Origin of the sequence: Pantoea sp. JV6 (assembly GCF_025910055.1) — a bacterium.
Classification (GTDB): domain Bacteria; phylum Pseudomonadota; class Gammaproteobacteria; order Enterobacterales; family Enterobacteriaceae; genus Pantoea; species Pantoea agglomerans.
Genome location: NZ_JAPCIM010000012.1, coordinates 562995 through 585422, shown reverse-complemented (window position 1 = coordinate 585422; position 22428 = coordinate 562995). Strand labels below are relative to the sequence as shown.

The 22428-nt window shown below is 52.6% G+C and carries 25 protein-coding genes, 1 tRNA gene and 3 pseudogenes; 10 read left to right on the top strand and 19 right to left on the bottom strand.

Annotated features, from left to right (window positions below; translation table 11 throughout):
* Positions 1 to 48: 48 nt before the first annotated feature.
* From OK412_RS13105 to tesA, 5 genes are all read right to left on the bottom strand, one after another.
* Entirely contained in the window at positions 49 to 906 is an 858-nt protein-coding gene (locus tag OK412_RS13105) for a thioredoxin family protein (protein ID WP_010259064.1), read from the bottom strand.
* A gap of 79 nt (positions 907 to 985) precedes the next feature.
* Complete coding sequence (locus OK412_RS13100) at positions 986 to 1759, bottom strand: SDR family oxidoreductase (protein WP_264353236.1); 774 nt, start codon at positions 1757 to 1759, stop codon at positions 986 to 988.
* Between the two features lie 186 nt (positions 1760 to 1945).
* Positions 1946 to 2395 carry a lysozyme inhibitor LprI family protein gene (locus OK412_RS13095; RefSeq protein ID WP_264353235.1) on the bottom strand — a complete coding sequence of 150 codons (450 nt, stop codon included), beginning with the start codon at positions 2393 to 2395 and terminating at the stop codon, positions 1946 to 1948.
* The gene (locus tag OK412_RS13090; protein ID WP_062758233.1) at positions 2392 to 3312 is read right to left on the bottom strand and encodes a peptidoglycan-binding protein; all 921 of its coding nucleotides are present in this window, start codon (positions 3310 to 3312) and stop codon (positions 2392 to 2394) included. The genes OK412_RS13095 and OK412_RS13090 overlap by 4 nt, the downstream gene beginning before the upstream one ends.
* A 267-nt stretch (positions 3313 to 3579) precedes the next feature.
* Complete coding sequence (gene tesA / locus OK412_RS13085; protein ID WP_010671236.1) at positions 3580 to 4206, bottom strand: multifunctional acyl-CoA thioesterase I/protease I/lysophospholipase L1; 627 nt, start codon at positions 4204 to 4206, stop codon at positions 3580 to 3582.
* Here tesA and ybbA point away from each other — a divergent pair.
* Entirely contained in the window at positions 4174 to 4860 is a 687-nt protein-coding gene (ybbA, locus tag OK412_RS13080) for a putative ABC transporter ATP-binding protein YbbA (protein ID WP_033756810.1), read from the top strand. The two genes, tesA and ybbA, sit on opposite strands and share 33 nt — an antisense overlap.
* Positions 4857 to 7274 carry a putative ABC transporter permease subunit YbbP gene (gene ybbP, locus OK412_RS13075; protein WP_264353234.1) on the top strand — a complete coding sequence of 806 codons (2418 nt, stop codon included), beginning with the start codon at positions 4857 to 4859 and terminating at the stop codon, positions 7272 to 7274. The genes ybbA and ybbP overlap by 4 nt, the downstream gene beginning before the upstream one ends.
* Positions 7275 to 7446: 172 nt before the next feature.
* On the opposite strand, the gene purK is transcribed toward ybbP, so the two are convergent.
* The 4 genes from purK to ppiB form a co-directional block, all read right to left on the bottom strand.
* On the bottom strand, positions 7447 to 8511 hold the full coding sequence (gene purK / locus OK412_RS13070) for a 5-(carboxyamino)imidazole ribonucleotide synthase (RefSeq protein WP_264353233.1): 1065 nt from the start codon (positions 8509 to 8511) through the stop codon (positions 7447 to 7449).
* Entirely contained in the window at positions 8508 to 9014 is a 507-nt protein-coding gene (purE, locus tag OK412_RS13065; protein WP_264353232.1) for a 5-(carboxyamino)imidazole ribonucleotide mutase, read from the bottom strand. The genes purK and purE overlap by 4 nt, the downstream gene beginning before the upstream one ends.
* Before the next feature lie 131 nt (positions 9015 to 9145).
* The gene (gene lpxH / locus OK412_RS13060) at positions 9146 to 9862 is read right to left on the bottom strand and encodes a UDP-2,3-diacylglucosamine diphosphatase (RefSeq protein WP_033766656.1); all 717 of its coding nucleotides are present in this window, start codon (positions 9860 to 9862) and stop codon (positions 9146 to 9148) included.
* On the bottom strand, positions 9862 to 10356 hold the full coding sequence (gene ppiB, locus OK412_RS13055) for a peptidylprolyl isomerase B (RefSeq protein WP_033756818.1): 495 nt from the start codon (positions 10354 to 10356) through the stop codon (positions 9862 to 9864). The genes lpxH and ppiB overlap by 1 nt, the downstream gene beginning before the upstream one ends.
* A gap of 212 nt (positions 10357 to 10568) precedes the next feature.
* Here ppiB and cysS point away from each other — a divergent pair, with 212 nt between their 5' ends.
* Both cysS and OK412_RS13045 read left to right on the top strand, forming a co-directional pair.
* Positions 10569 to 11954 (top strand): cysteine--tRNA ligase, encoded by a 1386-nt coding sequence (gene cysS, locus OK412_RS13050; protein WP_033771090.1) that lies wholly within the window; start codon positions 10569 to 10571, stop codon positions 11952 to 11954.
* A 33-nt stretch (positions 11955 to 11987) separates the two neighbouring features.
* A complete protein-coding gene (locus tag OK412_RS13045; RefSeq protein ID WP_033766657.1) occupies positions 11988 to 13094 on the top strand; it encodes an AAA family ATPase in 1107 nt (368 codons plus the stop codon).
* A 27-nt stretch (positions 13095 to 13121) separates the two neighbouring features.
* Here OK412_RS13045 and ybcJ read toward each other — a convergent pair whose 3' ends face one another.
* Positions 13122 to 13334 carry a ribosome-associated protein YbcJ gene (ybcJ, locus tag OK412_RS13040; protein ID WP_003849455.1) on the bottom strand — a complete coding sequence of 71 codons (213 nt, stop codon included), beginning with the start codon at positions 13332 to 13334 and terminating at the stop codon, positions 13122 to 13124.
* A complete protein-coding gene (folD, locus tag OK412_RS13035) occupies positions 13335 to 14201 on the bottom strand; it encodes a bifunctional methylenetetrahydrofolate dehydrogenase/methenyltetrahydrofolate cyclohydrolase FolD (protein ID WP_010671240.1) in 867 nt (288 codons plus the stop codon).
* A gap of 173 nt (positions 14202 to 14374) precedes the next feature.
* Between folD and OK412_RS13030 the strand changes: the two genes are divergently transcribed.
* The 3 genes and pseudogenes from OK412_RS13030 to OK412_RS13020 form a co-directional block, all read left to right on the top strand.
* Positions 14375 to 14878, top strand: a complete 504-nt coding sequence (locus OK412_RS13030) for a DUF1198 family protein (protein WP_033766658.1) — start codon at positions 14375 to 14377, stop codon at positions 14876 to 14878.
* Positions 14879 to 14972: 94 nt separating this feature from the next.
* Positions 14973 to 15049 (top strand) — tRNA-Arg (locus OK412_RS13025).
* 164 nt (positions 15050 to 15213) lie between these two features.
* Positions 15214 to 15366: pseudogene (locus OK412_RS13020) on the top strand (Arm DNA-binding domain-containing protein); the annotation flags it as partial.
* Positions 15367 to 15377: 11 nt separating this feature from the next.
* Here OK412_RS13020 and OK412_RS13015 read toward each other — a convergent pair.
* From OK412_RS13015 to OK412_RS12995, 6 genes and pseudogenes are all read right to left on the bottom strand, one after another.
* Positions 15378 to 15554 (bottom strand): annotated as a pseudogene (locus OK412_RS13015) (integrase); the annotation flags it as partial.
* A 583-nt stretch (positions 15555 to 16137) separates the two neighbouring features.
* The gene (locus tag OK412_RS13010; protein ID WP_245115410.1) at positions 16138 to 16584 is read right to left on the bottom strand and encodes a DUF943 family protein; all 447 of its coding nucleotides are present in this window, start codon (positions 16582 to 16584) and stop codon (positions 16138 to 16140) included.
* Positions 16577 to 17380 (bottom strand): DUF3289 family protein, encoded by an 804-nt coding sequence (locus tag OK412_RS13005; RefSeq protein WP_250488411.1) that lies wholly within the window; start codon positions 17378 to 17380, stop codon positions 16577 to 16579. The genes OK412_RS13010 and OK412_RS13005 overlap by 8 nt, the downstream gene beginning before the upstream one ends.
* A 360-nt stretch (positions 17381 to 17740) precedes the next feature.
* A pseudogene (locus tag OK412_RS23530) lies at positions 17741 to 17890 on the bottom strand (LexA family protein); the annotation flags it as partial.
* Positions 17865 to 18077, bottom strand: coding sequence for a hypothetical protein (locus tag OK412_RS13000; protein WP_033779622.1), 213 nt, complete (start codon positions 18075 to 18077; stop codon positions 17865 to 17867). The pseudogene OK412_RS23530 and the gene OK412_RS13000, both read right to left, overlap by 26 nt.
* Positions 18078 to 18206: 129 nt before the next feature.
* Complete coding sequence (locus OK412_RS12995) at positions 18207 to 18434, bottom strand: DUF333 domain-containing protein (RefSeq protein ID WP_245115406.1); 228 nt, start codon at positions 18432 to 18434, stop codon at positions 18207 to 18209.
* A 498-nt stretch (positions 18435 to 18932) separates the two neighbouring features.
* Between OK412_RS12995 and OK412_RS12990 the strand changes: the two genes are divergently transcribed.
* Positions 18933 to 19256 carry a hypothetical protein gene (locus tag OK412_RS12990; protein WP_264353231.1) on the top strand — a complete coding sequence of 108 codons (324 nt, stop codon included), beginning with the start codon at positions 18933 to 18935 and terminating at the stop codon, positions 19254 to 19256.
* A gap of 313 nt (positions 19257 to 19569) precedes the next feature.
* On the opposite strand, the gene OK412_RS12985 is transcribed toward OK412_RS12990, so the two are convergent.
* Positions 19570 to 19902, bottom strand: a complete 333-nt coding sequence (locus OK412_RS12985; RefSeq protein ID WP_010671248.1) for a SymE family type I addiction module toxin — start codon at positions 19900 to 19902, stop codon at positions 19570 to 19572.
* Positions 19903 to 20204: 302 nt separating this feature from the next.
* The gene (locus OK412_RS12980) at positions 20205 to 21104 is read right to left on the bottom strand and encodes a LysR family transcriptional regulator (protein WP_010671249.1); all 900 of its coding nucleotides are present in this window, start codon (positions 21102 to 21104) and stop codon (positions 20205 to 20207) included.
* 142 nt (positions 21105 to 21246) lie between these two features.
* Between OK412_RS12980 and OK412_RS12975 the strand changes: the two genes are divergently transcribed.
* Positions 21247 to 21570, top strand: coding sequence for a superoxide dismutase (locus tag OK412_RS12975; protein ID WP_264353230.1), 324 nt, complete (start codon positions 21247 to 21249; stop codon positions 21568 to 21570).
* 219 nt (positions 21571 to 21789) lie between these two features.
* Positions 21790 to 22353, top strand: a complete 564-nt coding sequence (locus OK412_RS12970) for an NAD(P)H-dependent oxidoreductase (protein WP_010259033.1) — start codon at positions 21790 to 21792, stop codon at positions 22351 to 22353.
* Positions 22354 to 22428 lie beyond the last annotated feature (75 nt).

Genomic DNA, 22428 nt, shown 5'->3' with positions numbered 1-22428 from the left:
CGTTGTCAGATTAACGGGCCGAGTCGCTTCGGCCCGGGGTGCTGCCGCTTAGTAGAGCAGGGAATAGAGCTGACGACGATAACGCGCGGCAAGTGCATCGCCGGTACCCAGCGCCGCCAGAATCTCCTGCAGCATTTTACGCGCCTGGCCATCAGCGGCATTGAGATCGGATTTCAGGAAGCTGAACAGCAGTTCCAGTGCTTCTTCATTACGGCCCACCTGATGCAGCTGTAACGAGAGTTTAGCAGCCAGCCCGGCGTTAGTCGGGTCAGCCTCCAGCTGGGATTGCAGCTGCTGAATCTCCGGCGTATCCGCTGCCTGTTTCAGCAGATCGATCTGCGCCATCAGGCTCTGATAGCGGGTATCCTGATCCTGCAATGGCACCACTTTCAGCACCGCTTCCGCTTCATCGCTGCGGTTCAGGGTAATCAGTACGTCAGCCAGCAGGAAACCGATCTCGCTGGACTGGTTGCTCAGCTGCCACGCATCTTTTAATAACGGCAGCGCCTCCAGCGGTTTACCTTCCTGCATCAGCGCCATCGCCTGCTGCGCTTTCAGCTCTTCTTCGCGCGGCAGGACTTTTTCCAGCAGGGCGCGGATCGCTTCTTCCGGCTGTGGACCCTGGAAACCGTCAACCGGCTGACCATCCTGGAACAGATAGACGGTCGGGATTGAACGCAGACCAAACTGCGACGCCACCCTTTGCTCTTTGTCGCAATCCAGTTTTGCGAGAATAAACTGACCCGCGTACTCCTGCGCCAGGCGCTCCAGCACGGGCGTCAGATCCTGACAGTGCTGGCTGCGCTCAGACCAGAAGTAGAACAGCACCGGCAGCTGCATCGACTGCTCAAGGGTCTGCTGCAGGTTAGATTCGTTGATGTCGATGATCGAAGCTTGTGGTGACATGGATAAGTCTCTTTGCAAAAAGTGTTCTAAGAATATGGGGCCAACTGGCCCGGCTTCAAGCGCTATTGCGCATGGCTGATTAATGGCTGCGCAAAATGCGATCCAGCATCCAGCCGGGCAGTAACCGTTTCAGCAGGCTCATTATGTGTGCGACCAGTGTCACCGGATAGCGTAAACGCGGATGTTTACTCTCGAGTGCATGACGAAGTTTAGGCAGAATGGCTTCTGGTGGCAGAGTAAAACGTGCCGCGATGCCGGGGTTACGCACCGGGTTATGCTGTTCGCCCTGCGTCACATTGTCGGTAAAACGGGTCTGAATCGGACCCGGTTCAATCAGGCTGACCCGGATGCCGCGGCTGCGCACTTCAAGCCGCAGCGCATCGCTCCAGGCTTCCAGCGCATATTTACTGGCGGCATAGGCGCCCCGGCCTGGTGTGGAGATCAGCCCCAGCACCGAGCTGGTATTAATAATGCGGCCATCGCCGCTGGCCTGCAACGCGGGTAACAGACGCAGTGTCAGCTGATGGACGCCGAAAAAGTTGCTGGAAAATTGCTGTTCCAGCTGCTGGCGGGAGAGGGTGTGCAGCGGGCCATAGAGGCCAAATCCGGCGTTGTTAAACAGCGCCGTCAGACGGTTATCGCAGAGCCCGATCACGGTATCGGCGGCCTGATCCACATTTTGCGGATCGTCGAGATCCAGCTGCAGCCCGGTAAAGCCCAGTGTTTCCATGCGGGCGACATCCTCTGCTTTACGGCAGGCGGCGATCACCCTGTAGCCCCGCGCCAGTAAATCGTGAGCGGCAACCAGGCCAATACCGCTGGAACAACCTGTAATCAGAATGGTTTTTTGCACAAATTCACGCCCTTGAATAAGATTTAATAATCAATAAGTTAAGTTATGTTCGTTAATGATTTTATGTTGTGGATTGACAGTTTGTCGCCCGCACCGGCTGACAGAACGGGCGGTAAACGGGGCTATACAGCCCCGCAAAAAATGCCCGATTTCAGATTTTACGTCTGAGCAGTGAGACCAGTGTGCTTAATTGACGGGTGGCAGTCCCATTTGTGTGATTTCAGCAGAATGGTTTTTGTTCAGATTAATTTGGCACTGGTCGATATATGACTGGTAGTCGTATGCGTCCTCGTTAAGCTCTGTAGCTACAGACAGGCAAAGTTGAGTCCGGTAATCCTTCCATTTTTTTTGCGCATCCAGAAAGCGCCGAGAGTAAACGTCTCCGGACGTTTCTTTGCTGGACTCTTTTCCATTAAAAGGGCCGACATTGTTGGCTTTGATTCTCTTAACTGTATCCGCTATTAGCGCATCCAGCGCTTTATTGCTGTTGTCTCTTTTGGCAGACAGACAGTTATATGCAGTTGGTATGTCTTCATTCTGTTTGAAGCAGGCGTCACGTTCTGGCCCTGATGTTAATTCAGCCTGCGCCATAGCAGGTGCAATAAGAGCAACCATTAGAATTAAGACTTTTTTCACTGTAGATACCTTATTCTGTTTCTGTGGTTTTCGTAGGTCATGTATGTAGGACTACTTTTAATATGGGCTATTAATGCGGGCTTACCTTCAATTGCGGCCTGAAACAGTGCTCTGGCATTGTGAACACCCTGATAGAAAATATCGGTTACGACATCTCGAATTTTGGGGTCTAACTGTTCCCATGCTGGGGCGGAAGGCATGGATTGTGCTATTCGCCGATAAAGGTTAAGGGCTTCGTTCCGTTTAACCCTGTACGCAATTTCAAAAAGTCGGATTTGTTGAGTGTGGGTTATCTCGCCGACCAACGGACCATAAACCTTAACAAACTGTTCTGCGTGCCGCCCTTTCAGGCCAGCTGCTTTAGAGCACAAAACGGCTTTATATTCTTCAATCCCAGCTTGCCTTAGTGTGGAGTAGATTTCACCAGCAGATCTACTGCCCATATCATAGCCTCGACCAAGTGTAACCCCCGAAAAACTCGTGGGCGGCCATTGAAGAATGCGTGAAAAATTGGGATAGCGGCGCTGTTTGAAGGGCTCCACGGCGGTTATATAGTCGGTGCCTTCGGCGTCAAAAGTAATTTGTCCCTGGCTGACTCGTAAGGGGCCAGAGGTATTAGAAGGCCGCCAGCCAGGTGTGGTTGCTTCACTTATTGCCCTGATAAACCATGTGTCGGTTGGCTGAACCAATCCACTCGGCGAGAGATTCAGCAACCGCTGATACCAGCGTATAGCTTCAGTGGTGGCAGTATCGCATTGTCCATTTGTTGGGAGCCTGCGACCCGTTGCGAACTGATAGCCAGCATCATTTATCATGCGTTGAATTGATTTAACTTCATTGGGATTATTGGTTCCACAAGCGCCGACAGATGAAGTCAGGCGAAATATGCGGGGGTCGTGATAGCGGTGATAGGGCATATACATTCCTTTGCAGCTAAAATTCCGTGCAGAAATATTAACCAGTTGGAGAGGGTAACGCCAACTTATATGCGACTGTTAAAATGCTAATTTAAGATGTATTTAAGTGAATTTTAAGGAACGGCAGAATTATCTTTTCGCATTGATGTTGTTTAGAGAGTAAGCCTGGACACTTAGAGATGGCAAAGCGGTCGAAAATCTCTGTCGCCACCTTGCCGTTATTTAGTGCTTTTTCATTTCTTTACCCTTTTGACGCATCCCTGCGCGCTACGGCTGCTTAACTAAGGGGGCCAGGTCTTTTGCCATTAACTGGGCGATAAAAGGCTGGGCATCAGGATTAGGATGAATGCCATCCTGCTGCATCCACTCGGGTTTCAGATAAACCTGTTCCATGAAAAAGGGCACCAGAGGAATGTTATGCTGCTGCGCTAATCCGGGATAGATGCCGCTGAACGCTTCGGTGTAGCGGCGGCCATAGTTGGCAGGCAGACGAATCTGCATCAGCAGCGGTTTCGCATTGGCGGCTTTAACATCGTCGATAACTTTACTCAGATTCTGCGCGATAGCGTCGGGCGGGAAACCGCGCAAACCATCGTTACCGCCCAATTCGATTAACACCCATTGCGGCTGATGCTGTTTTAATAGTGCGGGCAGGCGCGCCAGCCCCTGTGCAGCCGTATCACCGCTGATACTGGCGTTGATCACTTTAGGTTTTTGCTGCCACTGCTTATCAAGCAGGCTGGGCCAGGCCGCAGTGGCAGACATGCGATAGCCCGCACTCAGGCTGTCGCCCAGCACCATCAGCGTATCTGCAGCAGCAAGACGCGACACCAGCAGAAGAATCAATAACAGGAAGGGATAATGCCAGCGGAAAACATTGTTGAAGTTCATCATCTTACTAAGTCCGTCGGTCAGGGAGAGCATCAGTTAACCATCCTTACCGGAGTTGAGTTGGTTGTCAAACCAGCTGAGACCATTGCGCTGATTGGCGAGTCCGGTTCCGGCAAGTCAACCCTGCTCGGAATTCTGGCCGGGCTGGACGATGGCAGCAGTGGCGAAGTCCATCTGCTGGGGCAGCCGCTGCACCAGATGAACGAAGAGCAGCGTGCGGCCCTGCGTGCCCGGCAGGTCGGCTTTGTATTCCAGTCATTTATGCTGGTGCCGACCCTGAATGCCCAGGAGAATGTGCAGCTGCCTTCCCTGCTGCGCGGCGACAGCGACCGTCAGAGCCGTGAACAGGCGAAAGAGCTTCTGACGCTGCTCGGACTGGGTGAACGTCTGCATCATCTGCCCGCCCAGCTTTCAGGCGGCGAGCAGCAGCGGGTGGCGCTGGCCCGCGCCTTCAGTGGCCGTCCTGGTCTGCTGTTTGCCGATGAGCCTACCGGCAATCTCGATCGTAAAACCGGTGACCGCATTGCCGATCTGCTGTTTTCCCTTAACCGCGATTTCGCCACCACGCTGATTCTGGTGACGCATGACGAGCAACTGGCGGCGCGCTGCGATCGTCGCCTGCGGCTGCGCGACGGTAAATTGTGGGAGGAGCAATGATCTGGCGCTGGTTCTGGCGCGAGTGGCGTTCGCCCTCGCTGCTGATTGTCTGGCTGGCCCTGACGCTGGCGGTCGCCTGCGTGCTGGCGCTGGGGTCGATCAGCGATCGCATGGAAAAAGGGCTGAATCAGCAGAGCCGTGATTTTATGGCCGGCGACCGTACGCTGCGCAGCAGTGATGCAGCGCCAGAAGCCTGGCTGGCAAAAGCGGCTGAAAGCGGTCTGACGGTGAGCCGTCAGCTGACCTTTATGACCATGACCTTTGCCGATCAGTCACCGCAGCTTGCCTCAGTAAAAGCGGTGGATGATTGCTACCCGATGTTTGGCACGCTGCAGACGCAGCCGCCAGGGCTGAGGCCGCAGGCGGGTACCGCGCTGGCGGCACCGCGCCTGATGGCGCTGCTGAACCTGAAAGTGGGCGACACGCTGGAAGTGGGTGACACCCAGCTGCGCATCAGCGGCGAGGTGATCCAGGAGCCGGATGGCGGCTTTAACCCGTTTGAGATGGCGCCGCGTCTGCTGATCAATCTGGCGGATGCCGCCAAAACCGGTGCGATTCAGCCAGGCAGTCGCATCACCTGGCGCTATAAGTTTACCGGTAATCCCGATCAGCTGGCCAGCTATGACCGCTGGATTGAACCGCAGCTGAAGGCGGACCAGCGCTGGATCAGCGTAGAGAACTCGGAAGATGCACTAGGCCGTTCGATGCAGCGCGCGCAGCAGTTCCTGCTGCTCTCGGCCTTGCTGACGCTGATGCTGGCGATTGCGGCCGTGGCGGTCGCCATGAGCCACTATTGCCGCAGCCGCTACGATCTGGTGGCGGTGCTGAAAACCCTGGGTGCGACGCACGGCGCGTTGCAGCGGCTGATCATCGGTCAGTGGCTGGCGGTTCTGCTGCTGGCGGCGATTGCCGGTGGTCTGGTGGGGCAGGGCGTTGAAGCGATCCTGATGGCGATGCTGAAACCCGTGCTGCCTGCCAGCTTACCGGCGGCGAGCGTCTGGCCGTGGATCTGGGCGGTGGGATCGCTGTTTGTGATTTCGCTGCTGGTGGGTCTGCGTCCCTATCGTCTGCTGCTGGCGACGCAGCCGCTGCGGGTGTTGCGGCGCGATGCGGTGGCGAACCTCTGGCCGCTGAAGATCTATATTCCGGTGATGATTGCTGTCGTGGTGACGCTGTTAGCGCTGCTGGTTGGCGGCAGTAAAATGCTCTGGGCGCTGCTGGCGGGCGTGGTGGTGCTGGCCGGATTGCTGGCACTACTCGGCTGGGGAACCCTGCTGCTGCTGCGTCGGCTGGTAGTGCACAACCTGGCGTTACGACTGGCGATCAACCGGCTGCTGCGCCAGCCCGGCATGACGCTGAGCCAGCTTGCGGCCTTTTCGCTGTCGTTCATGCTGCTGGCGCTGCTGCTGGTAATGCGTGGCGATCTGCTGGATCGCTGGCAGCAGCAGTTACCGGCGGATAGCCCGAACTTCTTCCTGCTGAACATGACGGCAGATCAGGTGCCGCAGGTGCGTGATTTCCTGCAGTCGCATCAGATCACGCCCGGGACCTTTTACCCGATTGCGCGGGTGCGGCTCAGTGAACTCAACGGCAAACCGGCCGATCCGAAGCTGGATAATGCCCTGAACCGTGAGCTCAACCTGACGGAACTGGCCGATCGTCCGGATCATAATCCGCTGGTGGCAGGCAACTGGCCACCTAAAGCGGGTGAAGTGTCGATGGAAGTGGAGCTGGCCGATCGGCTGGGGCTGAAGCTCGGCGATACCCTGACGTTCGATGGCGATACGCAGACCTTCAGCGCGCGCATTACCAGTTTGCGTAAAGTGGACTGGGAAAGCCTGAAGCCAAACTTCTTCTTTATCTTCCCGCCGGGCGCGCTCGACAGCCAGCCGCAGACCTGGCTCACCAGCTTCCGCATGGAGGCGAATCCTGTTCTGCTGGCGCAGCTTAACCGTGCTTTTCCGGCGCTGAGTCTGCTGGATATCGGCAGCATTATGCGGCAGATCGGCCAGGTGCTGGCGCAGGTCAGCCAGGCGCTGGAGATCATGGTGGTGCTGGTAACCGCCTGCGGCGTGTTGCTGCTGCTGGCGCAGATTCAGGTCGGTATGCGCCAGCGGCGTCAGGAGCTGGTGGTCTATCGCACGCTGGGTGCCGGTAAACGCCTGCTGCGCACGACGCTGTGGTGTGAGTTTGCATTGCTCGGCGTGGTCTCCGGCGTGGCGGCGGCGATGGGGGCAGAAGCGGCGCTGTGGGGATTACAGACTAAGATTTTCGACTTCCCGTGGCAGCCTGACTGGACCCTATGGCTGGCGCTGCCGTTGTGTGGCGCGCTGCTGTTATCGCTGTGCGGTGGCTGGCTGGGGATCCGATTACTCAAAGGGAAAGCGTTGTTCAGGAAGTTTGATGCGGCGTAAGGGAGTACTGGAATAAGGCGGCACCAGGCCGCCTTTGACCTTGATCCCGATCGCACCCGTTACCGGCGTCTGAATCTGTCTAACCGGTGTCGACCCTGGCTCACCGGCGTATACGTCCATCACATTAACCTTCTGAGCCGCCTGATAAAGGCATTATCAGGCGGTGCGGGGATTACAGTTTTTCAACCGCCCAGGCGATGCCGCTGGCGTACGCTTCCGGTAGCTGCGGCACCAGCGAATTCAGTGCCGCTTTTAGCCGTTCTGCATCGCTGTCGGTCAGATTCAGGTGGCCCACTTTACGACCCGGACGCACCTCTTTGTCATACCAGTGCAGATGCACCAGCGGCTGCTGCAGCCAGCTGAGATTCACGTCAGTGCCAATCAGATTGACCATCGCCGACGGCGCAAATACCACCGGCTGCGGCAATGCCAGACCAAGAATGGCGCGCAGATGCAGCTCAAACTGGCTGATCGACGCACCATTCTGCGTCCAGTGCCCGCTGTTATGGACGCGCGGCGCCAGCTCATTGATCAGCAATCCCTCTGGCGTAACGAAACACTCCATCGCCATTACGCCGACGTAATTCAGTTCCTGCATGATCGCACTCAGCATCGCTTCGGCCTGCTGCTGCTGTGTCTGATCCGCCTGCGGCAGCGCAACGCTGGTGCGCAGAATGCCATCCTGATGCAGGTTATGCGTCAGCGGATAGAACACCACCTGGCCATCGTGACCGCGCGCCCCCACCAGTGAGACTTCACCGGAAAAGTTGATGCCTTGCTCAACGATGCATTCGCCGTAGCACGCCTCCGGCAGGGTGTGAGTCTCATCGGCACGCAGACGCCACTGACCCCGGCCGTCGTAACCGCCGGTGCGGCTTTTCACAATCGCTAACTCGCCCAGCGAGTCGAACACCGCTAGCCATTCGCTTTTATCCGCCAGCAACTGCCACGGCGCGGTGGCCAGTCCCAGCTGATCCAGCAGCTGTTTCTGCGTCAGACGATCCGCCAGACGCGGAAAGATATCGCGGTTAACAAAGGCCGGATGGCTGGCCAGTTCACGCGTCAGCGCCGTCTCCGGCCACCGTTCGATTTCGGCGGTGATCACGCTGTCGGCGATAGGGAGCGCGGTGGGATCGGCGTCTAAGCCCACCGGATACACCGCGATGCCCAGGGGTTCACCCGCCTGACGCAGCATACGACCTAACTGGCCGTTGCCCAGTACGCAAACCGGCTTCATGCACCCACCCGCGGATCGGGATGGTTCAGCACCTCATCGGTCTGGCTCTGACGCCAGGTGGTCAGGCGTAACGCCAGCGCACTGTCATGCAGCGCCAGAATCTGCGCCGCCAGCAGCGCGGCATTGGCTGCGCCCGCCTTGCCAATCGCCAGCGTACCGACCGGAATACCGCGCGGCATCTGCACAATCGAATAGAGGCTATCGACGCCGCTCAGTGCTGCGCTCTGCACCGGCACACCCAGCACCGGCACCAGCGTTTTTGCCGCCAGCATACCCGGCAGATGTGCCGCGCCACCTGCGCCAGCAATAATCACCTGAAGACCCTTGTCGGCTGCCGTTTCGGCGAAGCTGAACAGTTTATCCGGGGTGCGGTGCGCAGAGACCACTTCAACATCAAAAGGGACGTCCAGGCTGGAGAGGATTTCAGCGGCGAACTGCATGGTGGCCCAGTCACTTCTGGAACCCATAACAATGGCGATGCGGGCCGGGGCGTTGGATGACATGGGGTCAACTCCTGTGAATGAACAAACAGACCTGGCCGGGCGGACAGGTTTTGAAGGGCACCGAGAATAGCATGAGAAGCACGCAAGGAAAACGGTTGCGTCGGGCTTAAGGTCGTGGATTTAACCGCAGATTAAAAGTCGAAATGGATAAGCTGAATGCCACTGGCGTCGAGCTGGATCATGGAACCCCGGCTGTGCCAGGCACCCAGCACCGCGCGTTGCGCCGTTTCACCCTGCAGGCTCAGCGTATGAATCGCCGGGCGATGAGTGTGACCGTGGATTAACAGCGGCACCTGCTGGCGCAGCATAGTGGCGACGACCGCTTCCTGATTCACATCCATGATGGTCTGGGATTTATGCTGGTTGGCCTGTTTACTGTCGGCGCGCATCCGGGCGGCAATACGTTTACGTATCCATAACGGCAACGCGAGAAACAGCCGCTGGATCCAGGGATTATGCACTTTGGCCCGAAAACGCAGGTAACCCGCATCGTCGGTACAGAGCGTATCGCCGTGCATGATCAGCAACCGATGGCCGTAGAGCGTCAGCACCTGCTCTTCCGGCAGCAGCGTCATGCCGCAGGCCTGCGCGAAGCGTCGGCCAATCAGGAAGTCGCGATTGCCATGGATAAAGTAAACCGGAACCGGAAGGGCGCGCAGGGCGCGGGCAACCTGCTGATGCAGTGGATTGGGATCGTCGTCGCCAATCCAGGCTTCAAACAGATCGCCGAGAATATAGAGCGCGTCGCAGTGGGGCGCTTCGCGCTGTAAAAAATGCAGAAAACCGGCGGTAATCGCCGGTTCTTCCTGACACAGATGGAGATCTGCGATAAACAGCGTGCGCGACATTACTCGCTGACGGTCACTTTCTGGATAACGACGTCGTCTTTTGGCACATCCTGGTGCATGCCGCTGCGGCCGGTAGAGACCGCTTTGATCTTCTCGACCACATCCATACCTTCAACCACTTCAGCGAACACGCAGTAGCCCCAGCCCTGAACGCTTTCGTCACGGAAGTTCAGGAAGTCGTTGTCAGCTACGTTGATGAAAAACTGTGCGGTCGCAGAGTGCGGCGCAGAGGTACGTGCCATTGCCAGCGTACCTTTGGTGTTTTTCAGGCCATTGCTGGCTTCGTTCTGAATTTCGTCTTTAGTTTCTTTCTGCTTCATGCCCGGCTCGAAGCCGCCGCCCTGAATCATAAAGCCGTTGATTACGCGGTGGAAAATGGTGTTGTCGTAAAAACCTTCACGGCAGTAATCCAGGAAGTTCTTTACGGTTGCCGGCGCTTTATCATCGAAAGTTTTGATTACGATATCGCCATGGTTCGTCTGGAAAGTTACCATTTTTGTCGTCCTGTAAAGGTTGTCATCAGTTGCTGAGGTCGCTCTGTCGATGGGCGTCCCCCTTTTTGTCGACCGTTCTTATATCATAATTTCCAATGACGCGTCAGCAGCGCGGCGCAGTTGGCTTGCTTTGCGTCGCGCGAGCGATAAAAATACGGCACAATGTCTGGATACTTAAAAGTGCCAACCACACGCGAAAACGGAACCGTTCAATGCTTAAGATTTATAACACCCTGAGTCGACAGAAAGAGGAATTCAAACCCATTCATGCCGGTAAAATCGGGATGTATGTTTGCGGCATCACGGTGTATGACCTCTGTCACATTGGTCATGGGCGGACGTTCGTGGCGTTTGACGTGGTGGCGCGCTACCTGCGTTACCTCGGTTATCAGCTTAATTATGTACGTAACATCACCGACATTGATGACAAAATCATCAGGCGCGCCAACGAAAACGGCGAGAGCATCGAAACCCTGACTAACCGCATGATTGGCGAGATGCACAATGACTTCGCCGCGCTGGGGATTCTGCCGCCCGATGAGGAGCCGCGCGCTACCCGTCACATCGCTGAGATTATCGAGCTGGTGGAAACACTTATCGCTCGCGGTCACGCTTATGTGGCGGACAATGGCGATGTGATGTTCGATGTGCTCAGCGACACCGATTACGGCGCGCTGTCGCGTCAGGATCTGGAGCAGTTGCAGGCGGGCGCGCGTGTTGAAGTCGCCGACGTGAAACGCAATCCGATGGACTTCGTGCTGTGGAAAATGTCCAAAGCGGATGAGCCAGCCTGGTCATCGCCGTGGGGCAACGGTCGTCCCGGCTGGCACATCGAGTGCTCGGCAATGAACTGCAAACAGCTGGGCACCCATTTCGATATCCACGGCGGCGGCTCCGATCTGATGTTCCCGCACCATGAAAACGAAATCGCCCAGTCGAGCTGCGCCCATGACGGTCCTTACGTCAACTACTGGATGCACTCCGGCATGGTGATGGTTGACCGCGAGAAGATGTCCAAATCGCTCGGTAACTTCTTCACCGTGCGTGACGTGCTGCAACATTATGATGCGGAGACGGTGCGTTACTTCCTGATGTCCGGTCACTATCGCAGCCAGCTTAACTACGGCGAAGATAACCTGAATCAGGCGCGTGCGGCGCTGGAGCGTCTCTATACGGCACTGCGTCACACCGACAGCAGCGTGCCTGCCCACGGCGGCGAAGCGTTTGAAGCGCGGTTCCGCAGCGCAATGGATGATGATTTCAACACCCCGGAAGCCTATTCGGTGCTGTTCGACATGGCGCGTGAAGTGAACCGCCTGAAAAGTGAAGATGGCGCTTCAGCGCACGGGCTGGCGTCGAAGCTGCGCGAGATGGCCAACGTGCTGGGCATTCTGCAGCAGGATCCTGAGCAGTTCCTGCAAAGCGGCGCGCAGGTCAATGACGAAGAGGTTGCCGAGATTGAGCACTGGGTGAAAGCCCGTGCCGATGCGCGCGCCGCCAAAGCCTGGGCGGAAGCGGACATCGCGCGCGACAAGCTTAACGCGCTGGGTGTCATCGTCGAGGATGGGCCGCAGGGCTCCAGCTGGCGTCGAAAATAAACCGGAGAGGGCGAGCAATCGCCCTTTTTTATTATGGCGATTGAACAGATTCAGATCCGCGGCTTCCGCTCAATACGTAACCTGACGCTGTCGCTGCAGCAGCTGAATGTGGTGAGCGGTCCCAACGGCTGCGGTAAATCCAACCTCTACAAAGCGGTGCGGTTGCTGCATGAGGCGGCCAGCGGTCGTCTGGCACTGGCGCTGGCTGAAGAAGGCGGCATTCAGAAAGCGATGTGGGCGGGCGGCTTACGTCGGGGCGATCGCCGACACGATCCAAAGCGGCTGGAGCTGGCCGTGGTGATGGATGATATGGATTACCAGCTGGAGATTGGCTTTCCCGAGCCGCTGGTGACCAGCCTGTTTAATCTCGATCCGCTGGTGAAGCAGGAGCGACTCTGGCTGAGCGGTCAGCAGCGCCGTCCTTCCGCCTGTATTATGCAGCGCGAAAATCAGACTGCCTTTCTGCACAACGTTGAGGGCGAGCGCGTCGCCTATCCGGCGGTGCTGCATCCCGAAGAGTCGCTGTTTGGTCAGCTTGGCGAACCGCATCGCTATCCGGAGCTTTCGCAGCTGCGCGAACGTCTGCAGCAGTGGCGCTTCTACCATGAGTTCGCCGTCTGGCCTGGCTCACCGATACGGGCACCGCAGATTGGCGTGCGTGCGCCGGTGCTGAGCCATGATGGCAGCAATCTGGCGGCGGCCTGGGCGACCATTGTTGAGCGCGGTCATTCCGAACTCCTGTCTGAGGTGATGGAACAGGCGTTTCCCGACAGCCAGTTTGATGTCGATGTGCAGAATGGCCGTTTCCAGATGCTGATGTCGCGCCAGGGCATTCTGCGTCCGCTGGAGAGCGCCGAGTTTTCTGATGGCACGCTGCGGTTTCTCTGTCTGGTTGTCGCACTGCTCAGCCCGCGTCCGCCCGCCTTTATGGCACTGAATGAGCCGGAAAACAGCCTGCATGAAGATCTGTTGCCTGCGCTGGCGCGCTTAATCGCCGAAGCCAGCGAGTTCAGTCAGCTCTGGATCACCAGCCATTCACCCCGGCTCGCGACGTTGATAGCGCAGCATACGGCGGTGAATCATATTGTACTGGAACAGCGGGAAGGGGAGACGTGCGTGAAGGGGGATGAGCGAGTGTAACAGCGTCCCCGAAGGGACGCCCGGAAATTACTCGACCACAGTAATGCGGAAACCCGCGAATTCTACGGTCTGACCGGCTACGATTTTGCAGCGCTTGCGGGTTTCTACCGCACCGTTGACCTTCACTTCACCCTCGGCAATCACGACTTTCGCCTGTGCGCCGCTCTGAACCCAGCCTTCCAGTTTCAGCAGGTCACACAGATCGACGTGCGGGAATTTACCCAGTGAAAAACTTGTCATTTATACTACCTCTTTATCATGAAACTCTTCGCACGCCTGCAGCGTGTTTTGAATCAGTGTAGCTACTGTCATCGGACCAACACCGCCCGGCACCGGGGTAATGTAGGAGGCGCGCTCGGATGCACTATCAAAATCAACATCGCCCACCACTTTGCCGCTCTCCAGCCGGTTAATGCCCACGTCGATGACGATGGCGCCCGGTTTGATCCAGTCACCCGGAATAAACCCTGGCTTACCCACTGCAACGACCAGCAGATCGGCATGCTCAACGTGATGGCGCAGATCTTTGGTAAAGCGATGAGTGACGGTCGTGGTGCAGCCCGCCAGCAGCAGTTCCATACTCATCGGACGACCAACAATGTTGGATGCGCCAACCACCACGGCATTCAGGCCGTAGGTGTCAATGTTGTAGCGCTCCAGCAGCGTCACGATACCGCGTGGCGTGCAGGGACGCAGGGTTGGCGCACGCTGACAGAGGCGACCGACGTTATAAGGGTGGAATCCATCGACATCTTTATCAGGCGTGATGCGCTCCAGCACTTTGACATTATCAATGCCGGCTGGCAGTGGCAGCTGCACCAGGATGCCATCGATTTCGTCGTCCTGATTGAGCGCATCAATCAGCTCCAGCAGCTCAGCTTCGCGGGTTGTGGCAGGCAGATCGTAAGAGCGGGAGTGGAAACCGACCTCTTCACAGGCGCGGCGTTTGCTGGCCACGTAGATCTGCGATGCCGGGTTTTCTCCCACCAGAACCACTGCCAGACCTGGTGCGCGTTTTCCGGCGGCCAGACGCTGCTTCACTTTTTCCGCAACCTCAACGCGCACCTGCTGCGCAATCGTTTTACCGTCAATAATTTTTGCTGCCATCAGAGAGGAAATCCACTGTGTTGTGTTGAATCGGGGAAGGGGGGTATTTTGTCAGAAGCGCGGCGCGCTGTCAGTTACAGTTTCAGCCGCGTATGTGCTTTCCGGCTTTTCCGTCGCGACGAGTGCCAGCCTGCATGCGTATGATATCTGCAGGACAATCCGGGGACGATGTAATGATTTGGATAATGCTTGCTACTCTGGCGGTGGTGTTTGTCGCTGGATTTCAGCTGCTCACCGCTGGCTCACGCCACGCCGCTCAGCGGCTCAGCAAACGGCTGCAGCTGCCACCGGTACAGGTGGAATCAATGATCTCTATGATGGGGAAAGAGGCGGCGAAAGAGTTTACCGACTATCTCAGCAAGGATAATGAAACGCACCTGCATAATGGCGCAGCGGTACTGCTGATCTGGCAGGTGTTCATTGTTGACGGCAGTGAGGAGAACAGCCAGCGCTGGCATGCGATTCTCAGTCGAGCCGGTTTTCCACCGCTTATTAGCCGCCAGCAGCTGCTGCTCGCGCTGGGCTTTCTGCGCCAGCTGGAACCGGACATCCAGGAGCTGCAGGCACTTCGGGAGCAATACAATGCGCGTTTCACAACACAAGGGATTGAGCTGGAAGGAGAATTTACCGACAACAGTAAACTCGTGTCGCTCAGCGAATGGCGCAGGCGCCACTGACGTCAATTGGTCATTACCGCAGCACTTCGCTGCGGAGAAACGGCAAAAACGTTGACGTACCCGCTTCCCGACGTATAATCCGTGCCATCTCCATGCGCCCTTAGCTCAGTTGGATAGAGCACCGGCCTTCTAAGCCGTAGGTCACAGGTTCGAATCCTGTAGGGCGTACCATATTTTCTTCTGTTAACATCCTTTCTAGTCTGCTTTTTCCCTTAAAATCAGAATATAACAATTCTCTGTGGTCCAGCTTGGTCCAGGGTCACCTATTGCGTTCTTGTTTCGATTGAGGGCAGGATAGGGGGCATTGCCAGGTTCAATCAACTGGATGCCCCCAAATGAAGCTGACAGCCCGACAAATTGACTCTGCTAAGCCAAAAGAAAAGTCATACAAACTTGCCGATGGTGGTGGTATGTATCTTGAAATATTTCCAAACGGAGCCAAAAGCTGGAGACTCAAATACCGTATAGCTGGTAAAGAGAAGCGGGTGTAGTGGCATAGTAAGCTCCGGCTCGTTCTTAGCAGATCATGAACGGTAAAATATTCAATATCACTCATAACATTGGGCGGTTGCTTCTTCCTGCCAGGCTCAATACCGCAAAGCTTCGCTATAGCCCTGTTAAGAGGGGATTTTCCCATGTGCTGGGACTTGCTTACACGGCGATTAGTGAAGACATAATTCACTCTGACAATTAGTTCTTCCAAAAATCTCCATTAGGTTTTATGTGAATTATATTGACAAAAATAAATGTGTGTTAAAGTAATTATAAATGAAAATGGAGGGTTTTATGAGTAAAGATAAAATGAAAGATGAACAAATATCATTTGCTGAGGCAAAAGAGTTCTTAACAAAGTGCATGATGGTTTAGTAGATTTATTAGGACAAATAAAATTACTGAAAGCTATAGAATGTATCCTGCTGAAGATTTTTTATATTATGTTTAGAGAGTATTACGCCTCTCAGGATTTCTTAAAAATCGTGAGCATAGTTGAATGCTTTGAATTAACCGAACTTGTTGAATACAATAGTGTTGACTAATGGTTTTTTTCAGTCTTAGCATCTGATGTTGATACTAATAAGATTGCAAACATAATTCAAACAAAAATGGTTGAAGAAGAGAAAAGCAAAATAAATTCTGTTCTTCTTAAAAAAGATGATGTGGTTATTAGAAAATAATTTAGTCAAAAACACTTTGAAATAGCCTGACTTACCTGATCAGACTATTTAAATCTTGACGCGATTTGGTAAGAAATATCTTTTTTATTTTAATTTTACTCTACCATCAGAACTCTGTATATATGTTTTATCGCCTATATTTATAAATACTTTTCTATCAAGGCTCCCTCTTATAACTAATGCTATGCTGTTATATACACATTTCTTATGCTCGCCATTAGTATCATCAAAGCAGGTATAGTCATCAATTGAACCATCTCTGGTTCCTGTTGGTAACTTTTTATAACCATCGAAGTTCATGATGATAACAGTGAAGTTATCTGGGGTATTGATAATATGATATTTATTCTGAAGCGAATCTTTGTTTTCTAACCACCATTTTAGTTTTCCTTCTGTAGTCATCGGTAAATGTTCTACAAAAACTGCACCATTATCAACTCTGACTATTTTTGCTGGTCTTACAGCAATCCATATGCAATATACTGATATTAATAAAATCAGAACTGCTCCAATCCTTTTGTATTTAAACATTGTTTTCTCCTGTCAATGTTATAGTTGCTTCGAAATTTGTGAAAAATGGCTTTTGAGCTAAATGCTTAGCCCTCTGTAGAACGAACCATATTCTAAAAAAACTAATTGAGTTGAATTTAGCTTTTAAGATATCTTCTTTATCTAAGCCAAAATGGTCTTGTGCTCTGTATTTGATAGTCGCAGTATATTTATTGCCCTGGAAGGTCAGGCTTTCTATAGAAATTTCTGTGCTGTTTATGTCATGGACGGTAATGCCCATGCCATTGAAAAAATCTTTCCATCTTGTGTATTTTGGTAAACGACTTTTAGATAACACATTTGAAAAATGTTCTTTCGTCAATTGTGACTTATTAAAATCAAATTGCTCGATAGTGTTTTTAATTATGGATAATGTGCTATCGATAGAGTTGTCACTCAAAATGAGATTTCTGTAGGCATTATCCATAAACGGATGCTGAAAATCATTTCCATTACTACGTTGCATGTGATTGAAAAGATTTATGATCAAGCCCTGGTATGGTCCTCGGAAAGAAAAGGCATAGGACTGAGATCGTAGCTCATCATATAACATCGCAATGGCTTTTTCTCTACTAACTGGCTGTATAGAATTAGTAGCAGGATGCTGATAGGAGGGACCAAAAGTAGTCCAGTCGATGAAAGTTGATACTTGCCCGAGATGATAATGCTTTTTCAGTATATCAGCATCCATGTCGCCACTTTGCATGTCATCAGCATTTCTGTCATTGAATCTTTTTTTTGTAGTGAAGATGATAAGTTTTTTGTCGATTCCTTTCATTCAAAATCAATCCCTTTCAGTCAAATGATTAAGTATTATACATTTTCTGTTTGTGAGGTAAATTAAGAATTTTTTTAATATTTACTATGTTCAGAGTCATTTACGGCCACATAATCATGCAGTGATGAACCTCAGCCGTGAGAGTGGTCGTTTTCTAAGGGGGCATTTTTGGGGGCAGATCACAAATTGAAATAAAAAAATCACATATAGAACAGTAGACTGGTCAGAAGGTTTGAATCCTGTAGGGGGGCCAAATTCTCCCTTCTGAAGCTTCTTAAAGTCTACTAATTCCGCGAATATCAAGGCGTTTAGCCAGGTTAATTTATTCGGATGTCTATTAGCATCTATTGAAAGTCACACTCATCTGATGTGCAATCCCGTTCTGATCTGCTCCCCTCTAACCGGCACCATAGGCCACCGCGGGTTCAGCCCCTTGAGGTACTTGTGGATACCGTCGATGAACAGCTTCTTGAAGGTCGCTTCGTTATCGTTGGTTAGCTTTGCGATATAGCCAGACACCGATAAAGGCCAGCAGAGCAGAAAGCACCGCCTTAAGTGCAATCACTGTGAATTCGAAACTATCCATAGCGCCTTCACCATCACCGCTAATGTGGCCTTCTACCAGGGATCTGATGATGCTTTCAGGTATGAGAAACCAGGTTGCGGAGAAGATTATAATAAATATCAGTATTTTCATCGCACTACACACTTTGTGAAATCAGGAACATCAATGCGGCCGTATGCTGGTAATCCTCCTTTCATAAAGCCACGTCCCATTCTTACGGCTCCCTGATAGCTGCCCTGATATGCCTTCCGACTAACGAGTCTATTGGTTATCCCTACTGTAAAGCGCCCACTCCTCGATGCGCTCTCCGCCTGGCAGAGTACAGTAACCTGATTCACCATCCGGGCCCTTCACTATGTCCAGCTTGCCGCCCATCTTTTCACAATACACAGAGGCTGGGTTAGCCATGCCCACAGCGTGTTGTCTGTCATTATGGGGTACACAGGCTGTGAGTAATAAAATGGTCGCTGCGATTGTAATTTTTTTCATTTTTAACCTTATCTGAAGAGATTGACGAGGGTTAATCGTTATATCCACGCTGCTTCATCTCGCGCTGGTTTTTCTGTTTAATTAAACGGCTATTGTGACCCTGTGTAGCCATTGAAATCAGATCATAACCTGGGCTTAATCCCGCCAGTTAGTGTGGATTTATACATACATCGTGTTCATTAGGTGCATCACCTCTATCCCTTACCTTTGGGATCGCATCTCATCAGGTTACAGCCAGAGCTGCGTTGGCCCCATCAACCGGCTTTCAGCAGTTGCATTGCTGGCCGCTTATTCGTCAGCTGTAAGAGGCGCATTGATAGAGCACTTAAGGAGGGGCAGCCATCGCGGGATTAACGGGTTACACCACAGCAATGACAGCAGCGCAGACAATATCATCGGGCGGTACCGGTGCCGCCCATGTAAAGAGGGGGGTTAGCCTGGCTCAGGTACACTGTGCTATATTTTGCTCGTATCGCAACGGCATTCAGGATGAATCAAATGAGCGAATTTGAGCAAGAACTCTATAATAACGGCTTCTCCGCTAAAGAGATCGGTAAACTCAAAAGTATTATAAAAAAAGACGAGTCAAAAAAAGATACACTTCAGAGCCTCGTGATTGATCTAAGTAAACGCTTCTGGGGCGGAGTCATTGCTCTTATTATTTTGATGCTTATTGGACTGGATGGCGTTTTCAATGCAGATGCTTCAAATGCTATTCCATATATTGTTGTTCTGACGTTTGCATTTCTTGTGATCTATTTTGTTACGCCTCTGAACTTAGCATGGAAATCATATAAATTCACCAGAGAATGTAAGCGCTAATTTTTATCCAAAGTTAGTTATCTGATTCCTGTTTCTGGCACGCATTTATAGTTGTACGATACTTACAGGAACATAGTGTGTACATCGATAATCTGTATTTTGCGATAGCAATCTGATAATACCCATTTAATAATTCTCCAGAAATCATTCCAATCTATAGATTATCTGTCCTCTCATTATAAAAGGCGATTAAAACAGGGGAGCGCTACGTTGGCGGGGCAAAAGATCCTTTAAATATAGAAACGCGGATAATTATTGCCAGCAATACTGATCTGCCGCTCCCCAGCCAGAAGCGGCATCCCTTCAGCAGAAATTAAACCTGACCCGCAACCACACCCGACAAAGCCAGAACCTGCTTCTGTTTCCTTGCAGGCAGCTTATTCAGCTGCGCTAACGCGTTAACCAGCTGCTCATCGACCGGCTCTGGTGGTTTCACGGTCAGCACGATACGGCCCGCCGTGACTTTTACTTCTACTTCGGTGCCGGTGGTAAATCCGGCGGCAGCCAGCCACTGGCCTTTCATGATAATCGACGGAATACGCGCGTAACTGGGATACCGGCTGGCGTAACTCACTGTTAATTTACGCTGGGAAACGGAAGGGGCTTCTGAATTTAAACCAACTGCATTACACTCTGACTCAGTCATGATCTCTATTCTCGTTCAATAGTGATTGTGATTAGCGATACCGGGGTGCTCCAACACCTCTGTATCGCGCTAAATACCTGTACATATAATCAACTATTGCAGGAAAAGTCCAGCTGAAAATCGATGTAAATCAGTGACTTTAATCATTTGATAAACAGCGCGTTTTACGATAACGATCTCAAAAAAATGCAATTAACTGAAAGCAATCGCCGTTCGGAATATACGAAAGAAAACAGGCGAGATCTCGTCATAAATATCTGCCATTAGCCGCATCCATTAAGCCCGCTATTAGTAACAGGTGCTTAACCCGCAGTGTGCTTAAGCAGAAAGTCGATTAACGTTTTTACTCTTTTCGTTTTACCCGCGCTTTTAGGATAATAGAGATAAACCGGCGGATAAGTTTTCCAGTAACGCTCCATCACCGGAATAAATGCCTCTTTATCCGGCTGTAAATTATGAACCGGTTCAAACAGTCGCCCGATACCCAGCCCGTTGCGAATGCCATCAGCCATCACCTCAATATCATTACTCATCAACTGACCCGGCATCTCAACGGTCAGCTGTTCGCCATGATGATCCAGAATCAGCGGCAGAATACGATTATTGGTGATAAACCGGTAACCGATAAGCCGGTGCTGATGTAGGTCAGACGGAGACGCTGGAATACCGAACGCTGCCAGATAGGCAGAAGAGGCATACAAACCTTCGCGAAACGGCTTCATCAGCGGGCGCGCCACCACGCCACCTTCCAGAATGTCGCCAAACCGGATCCCCAGATCAAAACGTTCATCAATGATGTTCACGGTGCCATCGTATACCGAAATTTCCAGCTGAATACCGGGATATTGCTGGCAGAAAGCGGCCATCGCAGGTTTCAGCACCAGCAGATAGGCAAAGCGCGAGAGAGTGATTCTGACCAGTCCCGACGGTTCCTGATTCTGGTCACGGATGCTTTCCAGCGATTTTTCCAGCGAGGCTACCGCTGCCGAAGTTTGTTCCAGCAGCTGCTGTCCGGCATCGGTCAGCTCAATCCGGCGCGTGGTTCGCACAAATAGCGGATGACCGATGTGCGCTTCAAGTAGCTTCAGCGCCTTACTGACAGAGGGGGGAGTAATCTCCAGTTTGCGCGCAGCCGATGAAATATTTCCTTCGCGGGCAATGCTCTGGAAGATGCGTATCTGATTATAGATGGCGTTGTTCACGGGATAATCCTGACACAATCGGGCTGCTTATTATTAGCCACAGGCTAAATATCTTTGAGTCAATAGTGGCCTAATCTTCACTAAATCGCGAGCATATACTCCTTATCAGTTCCCCCCTGGCCGTGAATCTTAGGAGATTGATATGCGAATTTTGTGTCTGGATAAACCCGCGCCCAAAGCCACGCTGGAAAAGTATCACCCTCATCTGGCTGCCGAAGCTTTCCATGCCTGGAGTCTGTATAAATCCGGTGCGCTACGCGATATTTACTACCGACAGGATCGACCCGGCGTCGCGATCTTCCTTGAATGCGACTCGGTGAAACAGGCCCAAAGCCTGCTGGCTGACTTTCCGCTGGCAAAAGCCGGTCTGCTGAGTTTTGACTGCATCCCGTTAGGTGCATTCACCAACTGGGAAAGCCTGTTCGCTGCAGAGTATAAGCCTCAGCAAGAGGGCGCCACCCAATGATCAGTCGCAAACCGCTACCGTGTGTTATCACCAGTCATCCGACAGGTGTCAGGCAGGCGGCGCAGTAAAAACGCCGCGTGAAGCGCTGGCGGCAGGAAAGGCGGATGCCGTATCGGTGGGATTTGATTAAACGGTGCCGGACGGCAAAAAGTACCCAGCGCGTGATGGCATCGCCAACGCCTGGCTATCTGTTAAAAAATAGATGATTAAAAACTGAAAATGAAAAATATATTAATTATTTCCGGTCATCCTGACCTGAGCCATTCGGTCGGTAATGCTACCATTCTTAATGAAGTCGCTTCTGCGCTGCCTGATGCTGAAATCCGTCGTCTGGATGCACTTTATCCGGACAATAACATCAATGTCAGCGCCGAACAGGATGCACTGCTGAAGGCAGATATTATCGTCTGGCAATTTCCCTTCTCATGGTATTCGCTGCCAGGGCTCATGAAGTTATGGCTGGATGACGTATTTGTTCATGGGTTTGCGCACGGATCGACGGCCAGACTCGGCGGTAAAAAACTGATCCTCTCCTTCACCACTGGCGCACCGCAGGCGTTATACGCGGCAGATGGCGTCTTTGGTCATCAGCTGGAGGATTATCTGATTCAGTTTGAAACCACCGCCCGGCTCTGCAATCTGGAGATGCAGAAACCGGTTTATACCTGCGGGATAAGCTATGCCAGTCGTAATGAAACTATTATCACGCAGCAAATTGCTGCAGCAAAGCAACACGCGTCGCGACTCATTGCTCAGCTCAATGCGGAACTCACAACGGCTTAATAGCCAGATGAAACAGAAATCGCGCCGGTTAATGCACCGAATGAATCGCAAATCACCTCATCCGATAATTAAGGC